Raw genomic sequence first — 16,257 nt, 5'->3', positions numbered from 1 at the left:
GAGTGCGTTAAGCGCAAAAACGCACCGCTATAGATTGCGAACGCCCTGCTCAATCCGCTCGCCGACCTCTTGATCAATATTGCGCCAGTACTCAAAAGCACGTGCTAATACAGGCTCGGTAACGCCACCGGATAAGTGTCCTACCACATTCGACACTAAGCGATCACGCTGGGCATCATCCATTACTTCACGCACTAACGCATGGGCTTGGCTCCAGTCGTCATCGTCTTTTCTGAGCGTATAGGCCGCGCGTACAAACTTTCCGTCTGTCGACCAAACCGCATCTTCTGGGTAACGCTGAGCATCGGCTTTCGGCCCGCCTTTGCTATTGGGCGTATACACAGGATCGGTGGCGTGCCGAATACGCATCGCGCCACCTTGGCTATAGCTGTGCACGGGGCATTTTGGGGTATTCACTGGGATATGCTTGTAGTTCACACCCAAGCGGGCACGGTGAGCGTCAGCATACGAGATAGAGCGTGCCAATAGCATTTTGTCCGGAGATAATCCGGTCCCCGGCACCATGTTATTAGGTTCAAACGCTGCTTGCTCAATTTCGCTATGAAAATCCGTGGGGTTACGGTCGAGCGTCAGCTTACCAACTTCGATTAACGGGTAGTCTTTATGAGACCACACTTTGGTCAAGTCAAAAGGATTCACTCGGTAGGTCTTGGCATCATCAAACGGCATAATCTGCATGTTGAGCGTCCACGTAGGATAGTCGCCCCGCTTAATCGCCTCGAACAGGTCACGACGATGATAATCAGCATCACTGCCGGCCATCTGATCTGCCTGCTCTTGGGTCATGCATTTAATCCCTTGATCAGTTTTGAAGTGATACTTCACCCAAAACCGTTCTCCTTCAGCATTTACCCACATATAGGTGTGACTGGAGTAACCGTTCATGTGCCGCCACGTGGCTGGCACGCCTCGATCGCCCATCAACCATGCCACTTGGTGAGCTGACTCAGGTGCCAGTGTCCAAAAATCCCACTGCATATCGTGGTCACGCAGGCCATTATCCGCTCGGCGTTTTTGCGAGTGAATAAAGTGTTGGAATTTCATCGGGTCGCGAACAAAAAACACGGGGGTATTGTTACCCACCATGTCGAAGTTGCCTTCTTCGGTATAAAACTTAATCGAGAAACCGCGGGGGTCGCGCCATGTGTCAGGGCTGCCGCTCTCGCCGGCGACGGTCGAAAAGCGAATCAGCACGTCAGTCTTAGTGCCCGGTTGTAGAAACTTGGCTTTGGTATAGTGGCTAACATCGTGGGTTACTTCAAAATGCCCAAAGGCACCACTCCCCTTTGCATGAGGTTGGCGGTCAGGAATCATCTCACGGTTAAACGCCGCCATTTGTTCCATCAAATAGTGATCGTGCATAACAATGGGGCCATCAGGCCCTACTGACAGCGCATGCTCGTCGCTTGAAACCGGAATACCTGACTCATTCGTAGTGGGATGCTGGCTATCACTGCTCATAACACTTCCTCCTTGTCACATTCGACATGGCACGATCCGTACCACTGGAAAAAGGCCGCCTTTAACAGGCTATATTAATCTAAGCTAAAGCGGCCACCCCACAGGTATAGCCAACTCACGTGCATCACGCCATCTGTGACTCGGTCTCTTTTGCTATTAGGCCAATAGTTTTTAGCTATAATTTTTTAATGAAAAGCCTTTAACAATAATTTTCAACAACGGCTTGTGAGCAGTCTCTTTGTAGAGCACCGTTACTTAATAACAGTGCACATCATTAGTACCGACTACCAAATACCAAAGCCCAGTATCAATACATCGCATCAGGCTGAGGCGTCAGGCTTGATTGAAAATTTTCAATCGCCGTCTCAGCTTCTTCAATCTCATCAAAGCGGGCAATGTGATAAAGCGCTTCACCTTCGTTCGCTAGTGGCAGACGGCTCATACCAATAACAATGCCGTCGGCCATAGAAAGCACCTCACCTTCATCATTGCCGAAGGGATCTGCCACTTTACCGAGCACCTCGCCTTTTGCTACCCGAGCGCCCAGGCGCACCTTGGGGCGCAAAATGCCGTCGATAGGCGCCCTCGCCCAGCTGGAGCCATTGGCAAGTTCAGCAGGCATCGGTGAGCGGCGACGCTGCTCGCCGGTCAGCATACCTAAACGGCGCATCACGCGTAAAACGCCACGTACGCCGGGGGCAATTGCCCACTCATCAAAACGTAGTGCCTCACCGGCTTCATAAGTAAGCACCGGAATGCCACGATTTTGAGCATAGTGGCGCAAGCTACCTTCGCGAAGCTCTGCATTGAGTACCACGGGGGCACCAAACGCATCGGCCATGCGCTCAGTTTCACTGCCAGGCTGCAACTGAGCACGAATTTGCGGAAGATTGGTGCGATGAATAGCACCGGTATGCAAGTCGATAATATGCGTGGCGTGATCGACAATTTCATCGCGAAATAGCGCCGCAATGCGCCCACCTAGCGAGCCCTTTTCACTGCCCGGAAAACAGCGATTCAAATCGCGTCGATCTGGCAAATAGCGCGTTTGCTGTAAAAAACCGAAGACATTGACGACGGGCACAGCAATTAACGTGCCACGCAAGCTATTGATTGCCTTGGAACGCAGCAAGCGACGAACAATCTCGACCCCATTAATTTCATCGCCATGAATCCCACCGCACACCAGCATGACCGGACCATCTTTACGCCCATGCACGACTTCAACCGGAATATGCAGCTGCGTGTGGGTATATAGGCGTGCCACAGGCACATCAATTTGTAAGCGTTGGCCAGGCATTACAGTGCGCCCAGCCAGGGTAAAAGGTGCTCGCGCCATGCTGAAAATCCTATAGCGTGCCTAATAACGGTTTCGTTTCGAAACGGCGTTTCCAAATAAATCTTATACGCTTTTTACTGACAAATGACGAATTTGTTAATCCACGTTATGAGCTAAAGTAATTAACCATACAGTTTTGAATGTAAAAAGTGGTGCACATAAGATAAAATGGGCTTATCACGTGTCAATTACTGAGGTTACGTTTTTATATGGCAAGAAAAACCAAAGCGGAGGCTGCTGCAACTCGCGAAGCGCTGTTGGATGCGGCTGAAGAGGTGTTTTTCGCAAAAGGCGTAGCTCGCACATCGCTGGAGCAAATTGCTCGTCACGCCAACCTGACGCGCGGTGCTGTTTATTGGCATTTTAAAAATAAAGGCGACCTTTTTATGGCGCTAGTGGAGCGTGTGCGTATGCCCTTCCAGTCGCTAATGGAAGAGGTAAACAACGCCGACCCGACTATCTCACCACTAACTGCCATACAACTTGCCTGCCATGCCGGCTTAAACCGCATGGAGCAGCCGTCCCACCAACGCATTTTATCGATTCTGCTGCATCGCTGTGAATTCTTTAGCGATATCAACCCGATTCAGATGCAGGACGAGATCGCAGACGAGTGTTTTGATGAAATGCTGTCGGTATTTCAACTGGCCCAACAGCAGCAGTTGCTACGCGATGATTTAACCCCCGAGGTGGCAACGCGGCTTATGCAGGCGGCACTGGGTGGCTTGTTTCATGATTGGTTACGAAACCCAGAATCGTTTTCATTGCGCGAACGCGGCGGTGAGATCATCGATACATTGATCACCATGATGAAGCGCTAACCATCTCGCTGCGATGCAGCAATACACCTATACTGAGCGGATTGTCAGCATAGGATAATTTTATGGATGCATTGGAATTTGTTCATATCCGCGAACTTGATATCGCTGTGCGCATTTGGAATCCCGACGCACCCCGCACGCTGATAGCATGGCATGGCCTTGCGCGCCACGGCGGTGATTTCGAAGCCCTAGCCCATCAGCTGGGCAGCGAATGGCGTATTCTTGCACCAGACACGCCTGGTCGCGGCCTTTCCAGCTGGTCACTGTTCCCTGCCCACGATTATCTCTACAGCCACTACATGACCGTGGCGATAGGCGTGCTAGATCATTTTCAATTAAAGCAGGTCGACTGGCTGGGCACTTCCATGGGCGGGCTATTGGGCATGCTGCTGGCTGCTGACAAAACACATCAACATCGGATTTCTAGGCTTATCCTGAACGATGTTGGGCCTGAGTTGAATAAAGACGGCCTAATCGCGCTCTCCAGTTATTTCAGCCTAACCCACCGCTTTACGAGCTTTGTAGACCTACAAAAAGAGCTGACACAGCACTATGCAAGCTTTGGAATTACCACTGATGATGAATGGCGAGCGCTGGCATTGGGAAGCGCTCGGCGACTACCTGATGGTAGCTGGACCTATCACTTCGACCCCCGTATTGGCGAGCAATTCATCCATGACACACCGCGAGACACATGGGCAGATTGGGCGAACGTTCACTGCCCTGTGATGGTGATTCGGGGTGCCGAATCAACGTTACTGGATGCCGAAACGCTGCCACGTATGAAAGAGATGCAACCCGGTTTAGTTACTTTCACCGCCTCAGGGTGTGGCCATGCTCCTATGCTGAATCAACCCGAGCAAGTAACACCACTCCGTCAATTTCTCGACACGCCACTAAGCGCCTTCCCCCGCAGTAAACCAACAAGCGCCACCGCTACATTGAACCCTATTGGCCAGTGGCTCGTTAAGCAATGGCGGCGCCTATTTGGCTAGACAACACTCGCTAGGTAAAATAGCCGTTTGAATGGTGCTTGCGGTGCAAGCGCAGCTTATTCACGCGAACGCGCGTATCGAGATATTGTTGCTCAAGCACACTGCGGTACGCGCCTTCGTTGGCAAGATATTTCACAAGCACCCGGCGCTCGCCAGCTTGCGGGCAGTCTCCCGCTTTGCAATGCAATTTAACGGCGCTGCTGGGTTCGTTTTCCAGCTGAGCAGATGCGTATTCATCATTTTGACGTTCTGAGACAACGACCGTAGCGCCCAATAAACAGCGGCGATTGAATGGCTGATAGCGATGAAGCGCACGCTGTAATGAATGGCACACCGCTGCCGCAACTGGCGACGCAACTGCAAATGAGACCCACAGCACAAGCACGCCAACAGGCACCCTCAACATACCCAGCGATAACCAGCGGAGGGCTAGTAGCTCAATAGCCAGCGAAATAGCACCCGCAAAAAGTACTAAGAGGCTTAATGCAAGCGTAGCAGGCACACCTGCAAAGCCCAGTGATACCAGCGTGCTGGCCATATGATCGTCGCGTAGACTATCGCGCTCAAATAGCTCCAACGGCGCAAGCCTGACCAGCACCAGTAGCCAGTAGAGCGCTATCAAAGCCAACAAGAAGGTAAAAACAACTGTTGGAAATTGCAGTACGGCGGAAACAAGTGATTGCATCATGGCGTGTTCTCCTCCAGACAAAGCCTGGTGATGTTTTCGCTTGACGTTATATTTATTAGCACAAGCTAAAAACAGGGTCTCTTTTAGCGTAGACCACCTTACGCGTTTATGTGTTTAGCTACCTTGACTGCCATCTCTTATCGACCAAAAACTAAGCCCTGCGTTTTGTATAAAAACTGCTTCAACTCACCGCACAAAGGCGGCGAGCTGAGACAACTAATCAACTAAGATAAATTACCTTAAATCAGCGACGCCCCCGCAGCTTATCCCTTAACGTTTGCAACCGGCTTTTAACTTCATCTAGGGTATGGCTTTCGCCCATCAAACCACGAATAGCCTGAAGCTGATGTTCAAACAGCCCATGATGGTGAAGATCCTCAGGGGTTTCTTCCCGACCAAGCGGCAGGATATTTTCGAAGTAGGTTCCCCCCAGAATACGCCGTAAAACGCCCTCTCCCAGAAATGCTTCATCACTGTTCAGAGTGCGAGTTGCCCGCAGCAAGCGACGCACATCGTATTGACCAGGATAGATGTCCGGCACCTGCTTCTTGAGCCCAAGTAAGCTATAAACACCAATACGGGCAGTTCTTACCGAGCTTTCCAGTGTGAACACGACATCGTTATGGGTTTCTACAAACTGCCCCATGCAGGCTAGGTTGGTACAGCCTTCAGGAACCACGCTGGGGCGATCTCCCTTGGCTCTTGGCATGAATTGAGCGGTGATATAAGGCATTAGCGCGATACGTGTTTTGGTGGCAGCCAGTATGGCGTCGAGCTGATCAATCAGGCCAAGGTGATAACACATCTCAGTCAGCACTTCTTTCCCAGTACACTCAGGCATTGGCTTTTTGACATAATCGCCGGGCTTGTCCATCAACAATGCGTATGTCCATAGCACAATCACATCATCGGGCTGGTCGGGAAAATGCGGTTGGCGATTACAGGTAAAGCTCATTAACCAGGAGGAGTCGGTAAAGGTGATAATCCCACCTGTAGCCGTGAATCCTGAATAGGGATCATTAACCGACAGTTCTTTAAGTTTATCCATCAGAGGCGAAGGTTTACAGGTAAGCGTTACTGACTCCCAGGTAGAGCGTGGAACGTCCCCGCAGAACTTTTCTGGCTTCCCGAAGATATCTGATTTTTCTGCGAGATTCTTCCACAGTTGCCAGCCTGATCCCTCGCCAGCCTGCACGTTGTCTTTCAACTGTGGAACGGTGTCATCATCGCCATAAGCCGTATCTTCGGTCATAGAACCAGTGGTGACAAACACCAGATCGCGAGTGCCGATAGGGATAGACTTATCGCCATCACTGCCTCGGCACTGAAGAGCGGTGACGGTTCTGCAGCCGTCCTGGGTATCCATGTCCAGGTTCTCGACAACCGTGTCGTACTGGATATTCACGCCCTGATCTTGCAGCCAGTTCATCAGCGGTCGAACAAAACTGTCGTACTGGTTGTACTTTGGAAACACCAGTGACGTCATGTCGTTAAGCCCATCCATCAAGTGCAGAAAGCGATGCATGTACAGCTTCATTTCAAGTGCTGAATGCCAGTTCTGGAAGGCAAACATAGTGCGCCAGAAGGTATAGAAATTGGTTTCCAGAAATCCTTCACTGAACCACTGCTCTACTGTGACATCATCCAGATCCTCTTTGCGTGCTAGCAGTAGCTTAACAACCTCTAACTGCTGGCGTTTGGTGAGATTCATGGTGGAAAAGTCTTTGATCTGGCCCTGCTTTTCCAACAGGCGCGCTTTTGACCAGTTTTTGTCGGCGTCATTCACGATGCGGTACTCATCCAGCACCGTAAATGGTGGCGGTAACTCCAGAGCCGGTATTTCCGAGAAGACGTCCCAGAAATTCTGGTAGGTCATCTCCATTTCACGACCTCCACGCACGATATAGCCTTCTTCCGCGTTGCCAGCACCATCCAGCGAGCCACCTTCTATGCCCTGTTCCTCTAGGAAGGTGATATTGCCAGCCGGCATGTGGCCATCACGCATCAGAAAGAAGGCAGCAGACAATCCTGCAATGCCGCCGCCAACGATCCAGGCACGGCGCCCCTCAATCCCCTCGGTCGGAAGCGGACGGTGATTGGTGTAGCTTCCATGCAGATCGGCAGGTGGGAATGACGTATCGATACCGTTGTGTAAGTGTCTTGATGAAGCATCTGGCGCAATATCGAGAGGCTGTCTCTCGAGTGCTTCAATATGGGTTTTCAGCGTTGAACCAGATGTTGTTGAGGCGTTAGATTTACTCATTGATAGATATCCTTTTCTGGGTAGCCACTATCAATTAAGTGTAGTTTAAAAAACTCACTAAACGCCTAAAACCATAAATAATTAACACAGAAAGCCGCTTAAGCAGCAGTATTTATTACAAGCATCGGCAATAACAGAGATAACGCATTCAAAAAAACGGGCACCATGAAAACAGGGTGCCCGCTAGCAAGTCGCTAAACAGCGTTACGCTTAGTCATGGCCTAGCGCTGCCTGCTCGTTGTTACCATCCCGGTCGGGGTGGCGTTTCCGATAGAGCCAATCAGACACCGTGGCAATCATTGCGTAGAAGCTTGGAATAAACAGGCTTCCCAGCACGGCAACAGACGCCATACCGACCGCAACGGTGGTACCTATGTGGTGGCTGCTCACATCGCTCGCGCCAGAAGCCAGTGCCAATGGCAAGGTACCGAAGATAAAGGCCAGTGAGGTCATAACGATAGGACGGAAACGAAGCTCCGCGGCAGTAATCGCTGCTTCACGAATCGATTTACCATGCTCTTTGCGCTGCAACTCTGCAAACTCAACGATAAGGATCGCGTTCTTAGCGGCCAAGCCAACGACCACCAGCATCCCAATTTGGACATAGACACTGGTATCCAGGCCTCGCAACGCAATACCACCCACGCCGCCCAAGAAAGCAAACGGCGTGGCAGTAAGTACCGCTAGTGGTAACGACCAACTCTCATACTGTGCCGCCAGTATCAAGAACACCATCAAAATACCAAACACAATGGCGAGCAAAGCGGTATTACCAAGGTTAGACTCTTGGTAGGCAGTCCCCGTCCAGCCCATTCCCCAGTTTTGGCCCAATGTTTCCTGAACCACTTCCTCCATCGCCTCGATAGCCTGTGTAGAGCTATAGCCTGGCGCTGGATTACCCTGGAACTGAGCCCCCGCATAAACACCGAAGCGAGAAACAACAGATGGACCCGTTTGGCGTTCGAGCGTTACAAACTCAGAAAGAGGAATGCGCTCACCATTGCCACCACGTACATAAACGCTACTCACATCATCGGGCGTTTTACGGAATTTATCTTCATTCTGTAAATAGACCTGGAAGTTACGGTTTTGGTAGCTAAAGAAGTTCACAAAACCATTACCGAAGGTGTTAGCTAGCGCCGAGTTGATATTCTCAAGGGCGACACCATAGCTCAGCGCTTTTTGCTGATCTATTTCCGCACGGTAAGAAGGCACATTGACGTTAAACGTTGTGAAAACGCGGCTTAATGCAGGATGCTGGTTAGCCGCCTGCATAATTTGCAATGACGCTTGATACAGCTCGCGAGGTGATGCGCCTTCAAAAGATTGCAAATAACCAGTGAAACCACCCGTTGTTGAAAGCCCCATGATCGGCGGTACGTTAAATGCCATCGCCGAACCACCATCAATGCTCGCCCCCAACTGCATAATACGGCCAACCAATTCATTAGCCGTTAAATCGCGTTCTGCCCAGGTTTTCATGTTGATAAACATAATGCCCCGTGCGGTATTGACCGCACTCGACAGAATGTCGTATCCAGCGACAGCAGAGGAGTACTCAACGCCCGGAATGGCTTCTATCTGTGAGCTAAGCTCATTCATATAGGCTTGAGTTCGGCTAAGCGATGCAGCATCAGGCAATGAAACGCTAACCAGCACGATACCTTGGTCAGTTTCCGGCACAAGAGTGGAAGGCGTATTTACATAGAGCCAGTAAGAACCGGCCCCCACCGCCACAGTCAGCGCAAGCGCTAACACCCAGAAACGCACCAGCTTTTTCACAAACCACATATAAGCGGCGGTAAAGCCAGCGAAGAGGCGGTCAAACAGACGCAGCGGTGTGGTAATTGCACGCTTAAACGCGGACTGTTTGCTTATGTGCAGGTTATGCTTAATGAAGATGGCCGACAGCGCAGGGGTGAACGTCAGTGCCATCAGCGCCGATAGCGCCACCGATATCGCCACGGTAATCGCAAACTGCTGATAAATCTGGCCGGTAAAGCCACCCAGGAACGCCACGGGTACAAACACCGCAGCCATAATCAGCGATGTGGCAATAACCGGGCCACCCACCTCTTTCATCGCGCGGATAGTGGCATCACGAACCGTAATATCATCCTCTTCGCTCAATACCCGCTCAACGTTCTCCACCACTAGAATCGCATCATCCACCACGATGCCTATCGAAAGCACCAAGGCAAACAGCGTTAACAGGTTAATAGAGAAACCAAACAAGTAAAAACCAGCAAAAGTGCCGATAACCGAGACCGGCACGACCGACATGGCAATGACCGTGAAGCGCCAGTTCTGCAAGAAGATGAACAGAATCACGATAACGATCAGAAACGCTTCGACGAAGGTTTTTAATACGGTTTCTACCGAGGCATCAATAAACAGCGTGGTGTCGTAAGGCGTTACATACTCAAGCCCTGGCGGAAAACGTCCCGATAGTTCTTCCATCGTGGCACGCACTGCTTCAGCGGTTTCCAGTGCGTTGGCACCCGGCTGCTGGTTAATAATAATGGGCGTCATGGTGGCGCCGTTTAAACGAGCATCCACGCCATAAAACGAAGCACCCAGCTCAATACGCGCCACATCCTCTAAACGAAGCGAGGAACCGTCCGGATTGGTGCGCAGAAAGATATTGCGAAAATCATCGGTTCCCGATAAACGCCCACCGGCAGTAATCGTATAGGTATAAGCACGCGGTTCACTTTGCGGTGTTGCCGCTAAGTTACCTGCGGGAATTTCGGTATTCTGCGCGCGAATCGCACTGGCCACTTCACTGGGCGTGAGGTCATACTGAGCCAGCTTGTCAGGGTTCATCCACACCCGCATCGCAAACTCACCGCCGCCTAACACTTCGGCATTACCTACACCGGGCACTTGGCGTAGCTCATCCAAGATATTAAGCGTGGCGTAGTTTTGCATGTAGATTTTGTTGTAGTCACCGCTAGGAGACGTCAAGGCAACAAGCATCAGAATAGAGTCAGAGCGTAACTCAACCGTCACCCCTTGAGACTGAACCGCCTCAGGTAACTGCGAAAGCGCGCCCTGCACTCGGTTATTGACATTGATGGTGTTGATATCTCCATCAGTGCCAATGTTAAACGCAACACTCAGGCTCATAAGACCGTTATCAGCGCTGTTTGAGGTCATATATAGCATGTCCTCAACACCATTGATGGCCTCAGCAAGCGGTGCCGCGACGGTTTGCGCAACCGTCTCAGCATCTGCCCCGGGGAACTGAGCCTGAACTGACACAGTGGGAGGTACAACGCTGGGATACTGCTCTATCGGCAGTATTCGCATCGCCATCGTACCTACCAGCGTCAAGATAATCGCCAAAACGGTGGCGAAAATCGGTCGGCTGATAAAGAAGTTGGAAAAGTTCATTATTGCGCGCCCTCTTCCCCTTCAGCGGGCTGTGCGTCAGCCGCCTCATCCTGCATTGCCTCTGCCTGCCCGGTTTCTTGCTGGGCGTCTTCCTGCTCAGCTTCAGCGACGATGTCGGCAGCGTTACCTTCAAATGGCAGGGGGTCAATTAGCATTCCCGGCTCCAGACCAGCGGGGTCGCCTACGATGACACGCTCGCCAGCAGTAAGGCCATCATGAATGATTTGCCATGGACCAGCCACTTCACCGAGCTGAACCGTGCGCTCACGCGCTTTATTTTCATCATCGACAATAAAGACCCGCGGCCCCATCAGCCCCTGAGTAACGGCAATTTCTGGTACGGCCAGTACATCAAAACGCTTCAAGCCTTCAATACGAACCCTTACAAACTGACCAGGCAGCACAGCACCCTCAGGATTCACAAACGTTGCTGACGCTTGAACCGTGCTAGTGCCGGTATCAACACGAGAACCCAAGAAGTCCAAACGACCTTCAAGCTCAGTGCTGTCGCCGCCATGTTGTCCTGGCACGCTCAAGCGCGCGGTAATGTCTGATGCATTACCGCTCTCACCCAGTTGTCGACGCAACTCAAAGGCATCACGTTGAGGTAGTTGAAAACGAACTTCAAGAGGATCAAGCGGCGTAATAGTGGCTAACTCAGTTCCTGGCGTTACCAAATTACCAACGTTTATCTGGCTTAAGCTGATCATGCCAGACACGGGGGCGGTAACGTTTGAGTAGCCTAAATCCAGGTTAGCGCTAGTTAAGGCCGCTTCTGCTTGGGCTACACTGGCTTGGGCAACCCGCTGGTCAGCCAGTGCTTGGTCATACTGCTGACGACTCACCGAGTTTTGGCTTAACAACTGCTCAAAACGCTGCGCATCGCGCTGGGCTCGGGACAGTTCAGCGCGCGCACTTTGCAAGTCAGCCTCACGCTGATTGACCGTTGCTTGGTAGAGATCTGGCTCGATGGTGTAGAGGCGATCGCCCTGCTCTACCAGTTGACCTGGCTCAAAATGGCGCTCTTCAAGAAACCCGTTTACCCTTGCCACAAGCGTAACTTCGCTGTCGCTGCGCAGCAGTGATGGGTAGGATTTATCCAGAGGAATATCCTGGCGGGCTATTTCAGCTACTTCTACCGCATGGGGCGGAGCTTCCTGCTGCCCAGCCTGCTGTTGCTGAGGCTGCTCCTGGCCACATGCGGCTAGCGCCAATGCAGCTATCAGCGTCACTAGACTCGCTCGACCTGAGTGAATCATTTTCTTCATACGTTTGTTTCCCATTAATCTTTTCAACATTGACGGATAGCAGCACAGCGCGTGTTTTGTTTAATATGTTAGAAAACTAACAACTCGCTAGCTTATGCGCCCGGCGTGGGTGGAGCGCCAATATCCATAGCCCGCTGGTAGGCGTCGGGGTCGCCGCTTTCGGGCAGCGTGAAGTTCACCTCATCCCCCGTTAGCCACGCATTGACTTCTTCAATCGCCTCAACGTCTAACAGGCCCGCCTGCTGACGCAGAGAGAGCAAGTTCACCACATAGTCATAACGCGCTTCAGCATAGTTGGCGATAGCGTTATAGAGGTTTTGTTCAGCGTTCAACACGTCCACGATATTACGTGTGCCTACTTCATAACCGGCACGGGTAGCTTCTAAAGCACTGCGGTTAGAGACGATTGCCTGCTGACGAGCCTCAACGGTATCGACGTTGTTGCTGACCTGGGTATAGAGTGAACGCACTTGCTGGATAGTCGTACGGCGTTGAGACTCGAAATCGTATTGGCTACTTTCTAACTGGAAGGTACCTTGGCGGATACGAGCGCTGGTGCTGCCACCGGTATAAATAGGCAAGTTCGCTGAGACACCCACTTGGCTTGATGTGTTGTAGCCACTCACCAAATCACTATCGCTGTCCGAGTACTGGTAGTTAGCAAATGCTTGAACCGTCGGCATACGTCCGGCACGCGCTAGCTCGACGCCCACGCGAGAAAGCTCAATACCCGCCTGCTGCGCTAATACCTGCGGATTACGCTCTATTGCTTGCTCTACCCAATAGTTACGATCCGTGGGGCTCGGCAGGGCGATAGGCATGCTGTCGCCAAGTGCATCGATATTGGCATAACGTTGCCCAGTTAGTTGTTCAAGTACCTCAAATGCCACCTGAAGATTGCTTTCTCCAGCAATGCGGTCAGCGCGGGATTGATCAAAACTCGCCCGCGCTTCCTCTACTTCAGTGATGGCAATGAGGCCAACTTCAAACTGTTCCTGGGCCTGTTCTAACTGGCGGCCAATCGCACGCTCTTGAGCTAAGCGCGCTTCGAGCACTTCATGGGCACGTAAAATATCAAAATAAGCGGTAGCAACATCAATCAACAATTGCTGTTCAGTAGCGGCCAATAGGTACACTTGTTGATCAATCTGACGCTCAGCCTGATTCACTTCCTCACGCGTGACGACATTAAATAGTGCCTGGGTCGCTTCAAGCTTTAACGACGCCGTATTATAACGATCATCGCCAACACCCCCACCATCTGCATTAGAAGCAGCACCAGCACTCTGCCCCCCTCTTGAGGAGGACTGGCTTTCATACTGCTGGTTATGGACGACATTGCCAGAGGCATTTACCTGAGGCAACAGGGCACCACTTGCCACATCACTTGCCGCTTCAACACTTGAAAACTCAGCGCGTGCTGAGGCCAAGGCAGCGTTATTGTTAAGCGCATCGCGGGTGATATTGACTAAATCTGCCGCTTGAGCAGGCAGGATGAAAGAAGATGTCAGCACTGCTAATAGCAGGGGACGAAAAGGGGCATTGACTGCCCAGTGTGCCAGTCGCATGGGATTGCCTCTAGGTGTCAACGTAGGGTGGCGATAATGATAGCCATTCTGAAAGGTGGCATTATAGTTACATTCATGTATGTATGCTAGGCTTGAACTTAGCCTAAATATATGAACAGCGTCACGTATAGATAACCGCACAACACAAGACTCTTTATTACCTTAGTCCAAAGCCCCATAAGCTTGCAGCTTTTTAGCACTCCTTTTGCTCACTCGAATATTAAGTGAACTGTGTTACAGCTAATGTAAATAACACGCTAACTCAAGTGAGCGTTTGAGTCTCTCAACAACATGCGAGAGTAATTGGCAATCCAAACAGATAGCTAATAAAGCGAGAAAAACAGCACCATCACCACTATTGCTCCGTCAAACGCTGACCCATTAACTCTCAACAGCTTCCAACACTGCTACACAGCGTTCAACGGCACTGCGATACTCTGAACCAAATAACAGTAGATGGTTAAGCAATGGATAAAGCTGAAACAGCGCTTCGCGTCTTGGCCAGTCGGTTGGCTTATCGCCGTTCCAGTAAGCATCAAAAAAAGGTGCACCAGGCGACCCAAACAGGGTCAGCATGGCCAAATCAACGTCGGGATAATGGCGATAAACAGCAGGATCAATCAGTGCTGGCCCTCTAGTGGTCGTCAGCACATTACCCGACCATAGGTCACCGTGAATAAGGCTGGCAGGCGAATCTGGCAGCCATGTTTCTAGTTGCTCTGCTTGGTGTTCAACACGGCGGCACAACGCGCCATTCAGTAGGCCCTGCTGATAACAAGCTTGAGTAAGAGGCAGTAGACGCCGTTCGCGCTGAAACGCACGACCATCTGCCAGTGGGGAGTTGGGTTGGGGCGTACGCCCACACGCATTGTCCTGATGCCAGCCATGGGCATCACCTATCACACCATGCAACTCACGCAGCCCTTCGCCTAAAGCGACGCTACTTTGGGTATTTGCGGGTTGGGTATCGAGTGACTCTATCACCAGCCACCCCATCGTCTCTCCCAGCACCTCAGGTATCACTAATGAAGTGCCCGCCCCCTTGAGCGCGCGGAGCCCTTCTGCTTCACCAAGCAATCGCGCGGAATCGTCGTGTTTGATAACGACTTGCCCTTGGCGGGTAGTTAAGGCGTAAACAGCGGCTATGTCACCACCACTGAGTGGCTGAAGCTTATCAGTGGGGATTAATCCCAGCGTATCTAGTAAATCGCGCAAAGTGACATCCATGACTCTCTCCGCTCAAGGTGCATGTACTCTTGCTCCTCTCATTGAGGCCAAGTCCACATCGAAATCTAGCAGCGCTTGGTTATAGATCAAATAGGCTAGATTAATGGTCGCAAGTCCCCAGCGGTATGCTGGCCCAACCATTCGCATCACCGCAAGTTTATCCATCGACACACTCACTTGCCCTATAATTTGAAATATTGCCTTACAACGCCTCCACTAGGGCTCTTACGCAATCGTTTATTAATTAGGATACTGGTGACTATGTACAAGCTTGCTTTTTTTGTTCCCGTTGAAGATGCCGAGAGTGTTAAAGAAGCGGTCTTTGAGACAGGAGCTGGCCGACTTGGTGATTATGAGGCCTGCTGTTTTCAAACCCACGGTACCGGCCAGTTCCGCCCGCTAGAGGGCGCACACCCCCATATTGGACACGTAGGGTCACTTGAAACTGTCGAAGAAGTGAAGGTTGAACTTGTTTGCCGCGATGAGTATATACGGGCAGCGATTGCGGCATTGAAGTTAGCCCACCCCTATGAAGAGGTGGCCTATGATGTTTGGCAATTGGCCGAGCTGTAATTCAGTAATACAAGGCTTTAATAGATGATGTTGCTAGCAACGCCTAAACAGCAATAAAGCTTAGGCACTGCCAAAATATCGCTCCCTATCTTCAGGGGTAATCGAGCTGATGTGCAGCGGGTAGTGCGCATTTTTACGGTCTTCATAGAAGTGCTTTAACGTGCGCTCAATCGTTGGAAAAGCAAGCTCATCCCAAGGAATTTCATGCTCTTCGAACAGCGCTACTTCCAAGCTTTCAGGGCCTGCGCTAAAGCCACCGAGAAGCTCTGCACGAAAAATCATATACACTTGATTGATATGAGGCAGATCAATGAGCGTGTATAACCCCTCCAGTTTGACCTCTGCAACGGCCTCCTCCCAGGTCTCGCGTGCGGCGGCCTGCTGAGTGGTTTCGGCGTTTTCCATATAGCCCGCGGGTAGCGTCCAATACCCTTTGCGCGGAGAAATCGCCCGTTTACACAGCAATATTTTATCGTCAATCACCGGCAGCGTCCCCGCCACAATACGCGGGTTCTGGTAATGAATAGTGCCACAGGCATCGCATAAATAGCGCGAACGGTCATCGCCTTCAGGAACAGCAAAACGGACTTTTTCACCACACTGACTACAAAAATTCATCGCGTTTTCTCTATGGCTG

At 51.2% G+C, this 16,257-nt stretch carries 13 protein-coding genes; 3 read left to right on the top strand and 10 right to left on the bottom strand.

The window, feature by feature from the left end; all coding sequences use genetic code 11:
* Positions 1-27: 27 nt before the first annotated feature.
* Entirely contained in the window at positions 28-1,482 is a 1,455-nt protein-coding gene (locus J4377_RS05030) for a catalase (protein ID WP_095602438.1), read from the bottom strand.
* 307 nt (positions 1,483-1,789) lie between these two features.
* Positions 1,790-2,821, bottom strand: a complete 1,032-nt coding sequence (locus J4377_RS05025) for a succinylglutamate desuccinylase/aspartoacylase family protein (RefSeq protein WP_095602439.1) — start codon at positions 2,819-2,821, stop codon at positions 1,790-1,792.
* Positions 2,822-3,030: 209 nt separating this feature from the next.
* Here J4377_RS05025 and J4377_RS05020 point away from each other — a divergent pair, with 209 nt between their 5' ends.
* Positions 3,031-3,642, top strand: coding sequence for a TetR family transcriptional regulator (locus J4377_RS05020; protein WP_038482373.1), 612 nt, complete (start codon positions 3,031-3,033; stop codon positions 3,640-3,642).
* A gap of 62 nt (positions 3,643-3,704) precedes the next feature.
* A complete protein-coding gene (locus J4377_RS05015; protein ID WP_253487207.1) occupies positions 3,705-4,637 on the top strand; it encodes an alpha/beta fold hydrolase in 933 nt (310 codons plus the stop codon).
* Positions 4,638-4,647: 10 nt separating this feature from the next.
* Here the strand turns inward: J4377_RS05015 and J4377_RS05010 are convergent, their stop codons facing one another.
* The 7 genes from J4377_RS05010 to J4377_RS04980 all read right to left on the bottom strand — a co-directional run bounded on the left by J4377_RS05010 (position 4,648) and on the right by J4377_RS04980 (position 15,212).
* Positions 4,648-5,322, bottom strand: coding sequence for a hypothetical protein (locus tag J4377_RS05010; protein ID WP_253488111.1), 675 nt, complete (start codon positions 5,320-5,322; stop codon positions 4,648-4,650).
* A 247-nt stretch (positions 5,323-5,569) separates the two neighbouring features.
* Positions 5,570-7,588 (bottom strand): oleate hydratase, encoded by a 2,019-nt coding sequence (locus J4377_RS05005; protein WP_253487205.1) that lies wholly within the window; start codon positions 7,586-7,588, stop codon positions 5,570-5,572.
* A 210-nt stretch (positions 7,589-7,798) separates the two neighbouring features.
* Positions 7,799-10,984 carry an efflux RND transporter permease subunit gene (locus J4377_RS05000; RefSeq protein WP_231657427.1) on the bottom strand — a complete coding sequence of 1,062 codons (3,186 nt, stop codon included), beginning with the start codon at positions 10,982-10,984 and terminating at the stop codon, positions 7,799-7,801.
* Positions 10,984-12,252 carry an efflux RND transporter periplasmic adaptor subunit gene (locus J4377_RS04995; RefSeq protein WP_038482361.1) on the bottom strand — a complete coding sequence of 423 codons (1,269 nt, stop codon included), beginning with the start codon at positions 12,250-12,252 and terminating at the stop codon, positions 10,984-10,986. The genes J4377_RS05000 and J4377_RS04995 overlap by 1 nt, the downstream gene beginning before the upstream one ends.
* 92 nt (positions 12,253-12,344) lie before the next feature.
* Positions 12,345-13,820 carry a TolC family outer membrane protein gene (locus J4377_RS04990; protein ID WP_253487203.1) on the bottom strand — a complete coding sequence of 492 codons (1,476 nt, stop codon included), beginning with the start codon at positions 13,818-13,820 and terminating at the stop codon, positions 12,345-12,347.
* A 381-nt stretch (positions 13,821-14,201) separates the two neighbouring features.
* A complete protein-coding gene (locus J4377_RS04985; protein ID WP_253487201.1) occupies positions 14,202-15,047 on the bottom strand; it encodes a fructosamine kinase family protein in 846 nt (281 codons plus the stop codon).
* Between the two features lie 12 nt (positions 15,048-15,059).
* Positions 15,060-15,212, bottom strand: a complete 153-nt coding sequence (locus J4377_RS04980; RefSeq protein ID WP_176472049.1) for a hypothetical protein — start codon at positions 15,210-15,212, stop codon at positions 15,060-15,062.
* Between the two features lie 96 nt (positions 15,213-15,308).
* Between J4377_RS04980 and J4377_RS04975 the strand changes: the two genes are divergently transcribed.
* The gene (locus J4377_RS04975) at positions 15,309-15,620 is read left to right on the top strand and encodes an NGG1p interacting factor 3 protein, NIF3 (protein WP_038482352.1); all 312 of its coding nucleotides are present in this window, start codon (positions 15,309-15,311) and stop codon (positions 15,618-15,620) included.
* A 60-nt stretch (positions 15,621-15,680) separates the two neighbouring features.
* Here the strand turns inward: J4377_RS04975 and J4377_RS04970 are convergent, their stop codons facing one another.
* Positions 15,681-16,238: an NUDIX hydrolase gene (locus J4377_RS04970; RefSeq protein ID WP_038482349.1), complete on the bottom strand. Its 558-nt coding sequence runs from the start codon at positions 16,236-16,238 to the stop codon at positions 15,681-15,683.
* Positions 16,239-16,257: the final 19 nt, after the last annotated feature.

It is taken from the genome of Halomonas sp. XH26, from assembly GCF_024138895.1.
In the GTDB taxonomy this organism is placed as follows: domain Bacteria; phylum Pseudomonadota; class Gammaproteobacteria; order Pseudomonadales; family Halomonadaceae; genus Vreelandella; species Vreelandella alkaliphila.
Note: the sequence above shows the minus strand (reverse complement) of the source record. Positions and strands in the feature narration are given on the sequence as shown.

Excerpts from the sequence above, each read along its gene's own strand:
- J4377_RS05015 (WP_253487207.1), top strand. The coding sequence starts at position 3,705 with ATGGATGCATTGGAATTTGTTCATATCCGCGAACTTGATATCGCTGTG.
- J4377_RS04990 (WP_253487203.1), bottom strand. The coding sequence starts at position 13,820 with ATGCGACTGGCACACTGGGCAGTCAATGCCCCTTTTCGTCCCCTGCTA.
- J4377_RS05025 (WP_095602439.1), bottom strand. The coding sequence starts at position 2,821 with ATGGCGCGAGCACCTTTTACCCTGGCTGGGCGCACTGTAATGCCTGGC.
- J4377_RS05010 (WP_253488111.1), bottom strand. The coding sequence starts at position 5,322 with ATGCAATCACTTGTTTCCGCCGTACTGCAATTTCCAACAGTTGTTTTT.
- J4377_RS04975 (WP_038482352.1), top strand. The coding sequence starts at position 15,309 with ATGTACAAGCTTGCTTTTTTTGTTCCCGTTGAAGATGCCGAGAGTGTT.
- J4377_RS05005 (WP_253487205.1), bottom strand. The coding sequence starts at position 7,588 with ATGAGTAAATCTAACGCCTCAACAACATCTGGTTCAACGCTGAAAACC.
- J4377_RS04970 (WP_038482349.1), bottom strand. The coding sequence starts at position 16,238 with ATGAATTTTTGTAGTCAGTGTGGTGAAAAAGTCCGTTTTGCTGTTCCT.
- J4377_RS05000 (WP_231657427.1), bottom strand. The coding sequence starts at position 10,984 with ATGAACTTTTCCAACTTCTTTATCAGCCGACCGATTTTCGCCACCGTT.
- J4377_RS04995 (WP_038482361.1), bottom strand. The coding sequence starts at position 12,252 with ATGAAGAAAATGATTCACTCAGGTCGAGCGAGTCTAGTGACGCTGATA.
- J4377_RS05030 (WP_095602438.1), bottom strand. The coding sequence starts at position 1,482 with ATGAGCAGTGATAGCCAGCATCCCACTACGAATGAGTCAGGTATTCCG.
- J4377_RS05020 (WP_038482373.1), top strand. The coding sequence starts at position 3,031 with ATGGCAAGAAAAACCAAAGCGGAGGCTGCTGCAACTCGCGAAGCGCTG.
- J4377_RS04980 (WP_176472049.1), bottom strand. The coding sequence starts at position 15,212 with ATGGATAAACTTGCGGTGATGCGAATGGTTGGGCCAGCATACCGCTGG.
- J4377_RS04985 (WP_253487201.1), bottom strand. The coding sequence starts at position 15,047 with ATGGATGTCACTTTGCGCGATTTACTAGATACGCTGGGATTAATCCCC.